The 1,973-nt window shown below is 73.1% G+C and carries 1 protein-coding gene; it reads left to right on the top strand.

The features are described 5' to 3' along the window. Nucleotides 1-246 precede the first annotated feature (246 nt). A complete protein-coding gene (locus tag ACYVE9_RS24770; RefSeq protein ID WP_461030125.1) occupies nucleotides 247-1,920 on the top strand; it encodes a glycoside hydrolase family 13 protein in 1,674 nt (557 codons plus the stop codon). Nucleotides 1,921-1,973 lie beyond the last annotated feature (53 nt).

Here is a 1,973-nt window from a genome sequence, read left to right as displayed (position 1 = left end):
CTGCCCAGCGCCCGGCGGGGGCGGTCCGGCCCGGGGGAACCGTCACCCGTGGCGCGTGAGCCGGGGCGGGCTCCCGTGCGCGGGCTCGTCGGCTCGGCGGTGCGTGCTGCCCGCCGAAACCGCCCACCGGGCAGCCGCAGCCGCTTCTCCCGCCGGAACACGCCCGCGTGGTGCAGGGTTGTACTCCGCGGGTGCCGTCGAACGGCCGACCGACCCGACCGACCACCCGACGAGGCCGACCACCCGATGACGATGAGGAGAGCCGTGACCCCCGTCCGAGCCACCTGGTGGCGCGACGCCGTCATCCACCAGATCTACCTCCGCAGCTTCTCCGACAGTGACGGCGACGGTGTCGGCGACCTGGGCGGGATCCGGCAACGCCTCCCCTACCTCGCCGAACTCGGGGTCGACGCGCTGTGGATCACGCCCTGGTACCCCTCCCCCATGGCCGACGGCGGCTACGACGTGGCGGACTACCGCGACATCGACCCGGCGTTCGGCACTCTCGACGACGCGCAGGCGCTGATCGACGAGGCCCACGGGCACGGGCTGCGCCTGATCATCGACATCGTGCCCAACCACACCTCCTCGCAACACGCCTGGTTCCAGGAGGCGCTGGCAGCCGGGCCGGATTCACCCGCCCGGGACCGCTACATCTTCCGGCCCGGTAGCGGACCGGCCGGCGACGAACCGCCCAACGACTGGCGCAGCGTCTTCGGCGGGTCCGCGTGGAGCCGCGTCACCGAACCCGACGGCTCACCCGGGCCCTGGTACCTGCACCTCTTCGCACCCGAGCAACCGGACCTCAACTGGGACAACCAGGAGGTGCACACCGAGTTCGAGTCGATCCTGCGCTTCTGGTTCGACCGGGGTGTCGACGGGGTCCGCATCGACGTCGCCCACGGCCTCGTCAAAGCCCCCGGACTGCCCGACCTGGGCTCCCTGGACGGCAAGATCCTCCAGGCCTCCCAGGTGACCGACCACCCGCACTGGGACCGCGAGGAAGTGCACCAGATCTTCCAGCGGTGGCGGGCCCTGGCCGACACGTACGAGGAGCCGCGGGTGTTCGTCGCCGAGGCGTGGGCCGACGACCCGGACCGGCTGGCCCGGTACGTGCGGAGCGACGAACTGCACACCGCCTTCAACTTCGACTACCTCACGGCCCCCTGGCGTGCCCCGTACCTGCGACGTGTCATCGACTCCTCGCTGGAGGCGCTCGGCACGGTCGGTGCCCCGGCCACCTGGGTGCTGTCCAACCACGACGTGGCCCGGCACGTCTCCCGCTACGCCCGGCCGCAGCCGGACCGGCCGCAGCGTTCGCTCTCCGACCTGCGGGCACCGGCCGACCTGGAACTCGGCACCCGCAGGGCCAGGGCCGCGGCGCTGCTCACTCTCGCCCTGCCCGGCGGGGCCTACCTCTACCAGGGTGAGGAGTTGGGCCTCTGGGAGGTCGAGGACCTGCCGGAGGAACTGCTCCAGGACCCGACGTGGCAGCGTTCCGGTGGCACCGACCGCGGCCGTGACGGGTGCCGGGTCCCGCTGCCGTGGAGCGGCGACGCGCCACCGTTCGGCTTCGGGCCCGAGCAGGCGGCGGCCCCTCCCTGGCTGCCGCAGCCCGAGGCGTGGAAGACGCTGACCGCCGCGAGCCAGCGCCAGGACCCGCCGTCCATGCTCAGCCTGTACCGCACGGCCCTCGGTCTGCGCCGCAGTCACCCGGCGCTGGGTGACGGCACACTCCACTGGCTCAGCTCACCGGAGGAACCGGTGCTGTCCTTCACCCGTGAGCCCGGCTTCCAGTGCCTGGTCAACCTCCACGAGGAGCCGGTGGCGCTGCCCGCGCACAGCCGCGTACTGCTGGCCAGCGGCGGCCTGGACGGCAACCTGCTGCCGAGTGACACCGCGGTGTGGCTGACGCGCTGAGCCCCAGGGGAGCCGACCTGCCGGCCCGCGCGACCGCCACCGAGGCCGCGCGG

This window comes from Streptomyces sparsus (assembly GCF_054776295.1).
The sequence above is the reverse complement of the archived record's forward strand: the minus strand, read 5'-3'. Positions and strand labels throughout refer to the sequence as shown.

Coding starts and splice junctions, on each gene's coding strand:
- ACYVE9_RS24770 (WP_461030125.1), top strand. CDS start 247: ATGACGATGAGGAGAGCCGTGACCCCCGTCCGAGCCACCTGGTGGCGC.